General features: G+C 42.9%; 6 protein-coding genes. 4 read left to right on the forward strand and 2 right to left on the reverse strand.

The genetic code is table 11. The features are described from left to right. The 4 genes from HPY74_20685 to HPY74_20700 all read left to right on the forward strand — a co-directional run. A partial coding sequence (locus HPY74_20685; protein ID NSW93024.1) for a hypothetical protein occupies positions 1 to 251 on the forward strand: 251 nt, incomplete at its 5' end. A 4-nt stretch (positions 252 to 255) separates the two neighbouring features. After that, on the forward strand, positions 256 to 603 hold the full coding sequence (locus tag HPY74_20690) for a hypothetical protein (protein ID NSW93025.1): 348 nt from the start codon (positions 256 to 258) through the stop codon (positions 601 to 603). 1 nt (position 604) lies between these two features. Beyond that, positions 605 to 943 carry a hypothetical protein gene (locus tag HPY74_20695; GenBank protein ID NSW93026.1) on the forward strand — a complete coding sequence of 113 codons (339 nt, stop codon included), beginning with the start codon at positions 605 to 607 and terminating at the stop codon, positions 941 to 943. A 2-nt stretch (positions 944 to 945) separates the two neighbouring features. Further along, a complete protein-coding gene (locus HPY74_20700; protein NSW93027.1) occupies positions 946 to 1,293 on the forward strand; it encodes a hypothetical protein in 348 nt (115 codons plus the stop codon). On the opposite strand, the gene HPY74_20705 is transcribed toward HPY74_20700, so the two are convergent. Together HPY74_20705 and HPY74_20710 are read right to left on the reverse strand one after the other, a co-directional pair. Continuing rightward, entirely contained in the window at positions 1,273 to 1,578 is a 306-nt protein-coding gene (locus HPY74_20705; protein NSW93028.1) for a hypothetical protein, read from the reverse strand. The genes HPY74_20700 and HPY74_20705 overlap by 21 nt on opposite strands. 268 nt (positions 1,579 to 1,846) lie before the next feature. Next, the gene (locus HPY74_20710; GenBank protein NSW93029.1) at positions 1,847 to 2,524 is read right to left on the reverse strand and encodes a hypothetical protein; all 678 of its coding nucleotides are present in this window, start codon (positions 2,522 to 2,524) and stop codon (positions 1,847 to 1,849) included. Positions 2,525 to 2,667: the final 143 nt, after the last annotated feature.

Genomic DNA, 2,667 nt, shown 5'->3' on the forward strand with positions numbered 1-2,667 from the left:
TGAAAGAGTGGTCCGGGTCCTTTGAAGGCAACTTCAAGCCGGATGACACATCTGGTCAAGCGGCGCTTATTAATGCTTGGTTGAACGGTGAGAAAGTAAAACTGGAATTGCAGGTCAATGCTACTGTAAAATTCTCAGGAGACGCACTTATAAAACCCAGCATTGAAACACCGGTTGATGACAAGGCAAGTTTTTCCTGCGATTTCCAGGGCACTGGGGCACTGACACCGGCTCTGTCTGGAGGCGTATAATTGAGTGATTAAAGGAATGATAGGGGCGGTGTATATTGACAGTGCCGCCCCTGTTCCGGATAATGTTGCATTGTTATTTAATTGGACGTTAGAGGTTGAACATAGGAAAGCATACACTTACGGGCCGGAGCTGCATGGAGTACCTACTGATTGGTACGTGAAATCTGAGGCATACTGGGCAACAGAAAAGATACAGAAGGGGCAATTTTTTGTAAGGTTGTTTATCGGCAAGGGCAAAGATGTGCGCTGTCTGGCTGGCAATGTTGAAGCGCTAGCTTTGCAAAAAACGGATGGAATCAATGAATCAGCTATTAGGCTGAATGGTATCGGGCTACTAAGCCAGGAGGGGTAATATGCGAAACAAAGTAGTATCGTTTGCCGGAAAAGAAATCCGGGTGGAGGAAAAACGGATCGGCGAACTGGAGAAGATTATCGCCGACCTGTTCCCAGAATCAAAGGGCAACATTCAAAAAGTGGATCTGGGCAAGCTGCTGGAGCAGGCGGGTTTTGATTTGCTCTATAAGAAGCTGCCCGTTATTTTCCCTGATATCACCAAAGATGATGTTAAAAACGCATACATGAGCGAGCTTGAACAGCTAATCGAGGTATTTGTTGAGGTAAATTTTCAGGGACTGAAGCGGCTCTTGGGGCCGCTGATGACCTTAATTCAGGCTGGCTTACCGCAGAGGTAGTGGTGCTGCTGGCCCGGGAGTTTGGCTGGACGATTGATGAAATGCGGAGCTTAAGGCCCAGTGAGCTGGCGGCTATTTTGCCGGAGCTACAACGCCAGGTTGCCATTGAGCAATACAACGAACAGAGGAATAAGTGGGCGTTTTTGGCAGCGGTTATAACTAACGGATTTGGGGCTATAGCAGGCATGTTCAGCAAACGCAAGCCTAAAACTGTAACCCCGGACGACTTCATGGGCAAAGAGGCAAAAAAAGTACTCCAGCGCATTACAGAGCAGAAGCCGGAGCGGGAGGACTGGAGCAGGCATATAGATGATGCTAAGGCAAAGGAGTTACAGGTTCCCTGGGGTTAGTGGTCCTGTTCCCCTGAATACTACTTTAATGGAACTATTAATTCTAAAACGTGAAACAAAAGCAGAGCCTTGGAATATGCGCCCATCTTCAGCTTCAGCTGTTAGTCTCATTATGTCCCGGTTTGATATGAAATAGTCTGCAAGTGTTAAAGGGCCTTCAAGGTCAATAATCCAGGATTTGAGGTCCCTTGAATCAGTCTCGATAACAATCTCAGCTTTAGTAAATACTACTTGTTGTTGTCGTGGTGACGATATCTTCAATCTTCGTAGTGAAATAATTTCCATACAATTATCTCCTTTCATGAAAGGGTGAAGATGATGAGCTATTTAGAAGTTCGACAACAGTTAGACAAAATCCTTGATAATGAAGAAATATTGGATCTAGAGTTAATCGTTAAGAGACCGATGGAAAAAAGCGGCGATGATGGAGAGTGGAGCAAAGTAAGCTATGCAAGCGACTGCTTAACTATTGTATTGTTGGGTCATGTGCGAAATAAGGGCCAGGCATAGAACCTGGCCCTGGATGGTTAAGGGAGTTAGGGGGTTGGGGGGATTATTCAATTAATATTTTTTCAGTTGAATCCCAGTATTGAAGGTGGGGCTTCTCACCCGGACTCCATGAAAGAGAAACATAATTTGTATAAGTTTCCATATCTGCCTCATTGATAAAGAAATAAACTGTTAAAGTTTGTAAGCTACTGTATTTGTCAATAAATTCTTTAGAAATATCTATTAGAGTTTTTTGTTGAACATCTGAAACAAGAACCCATACAGTACCTCCACCTGGTCCTATGGTAGATTTAGAAATAGTATAATCTATGGCGGTTTTATAACCAGTGTAAGGAGCAAAATCCCCCGAAACATGATACTTGTATTTAGGAACGACGGCTTTTTTTAGCCAGACGATACCCTGTGTTTTCTGGCCAGAAAGAAGCGGATCGTCTTTGGATTTGATAAAAAGCAAAGCATTGTCAATGGTTTTGCCATCTACATCTATGCTTTCGACTTCAACGTTGCCCCAGAACATATCAGATGAGGTATTTTCAACATAAATGACGGTTTTAAATTGACCTTTAGTATTCGGCATGGATTGTGCATCAATGCTTACTTGAATATCGCTGAGTTTCCCTGTGATATGTTTATCAGTAGTAACTTGTTGGTTATTTTGGGTCTGAGAATTAGTAGAAATGGTTTGAGTTGAATCTGGAGCAACAATAAAGCCTATTACCAAAAGCACTATTCCTCCTATAAGGAATTGCAATCCCTGTTTAAGTCTAGTTTTAAATGCAGTTTTATATTGAATAATGCCACGAATAAACGATACAAAGAAGCCCCCGACAGCAACTATAAGCCCTATTAGTATCAAAACATAAC

The sequence above is a fragment of the Bacillota bacterium genome (assembly GCA_013314855.1).
Classification (GTDB): Bacteria; Bacillota; Clostridia; order Acetivibrionales; family DUMC01; genus Ch48.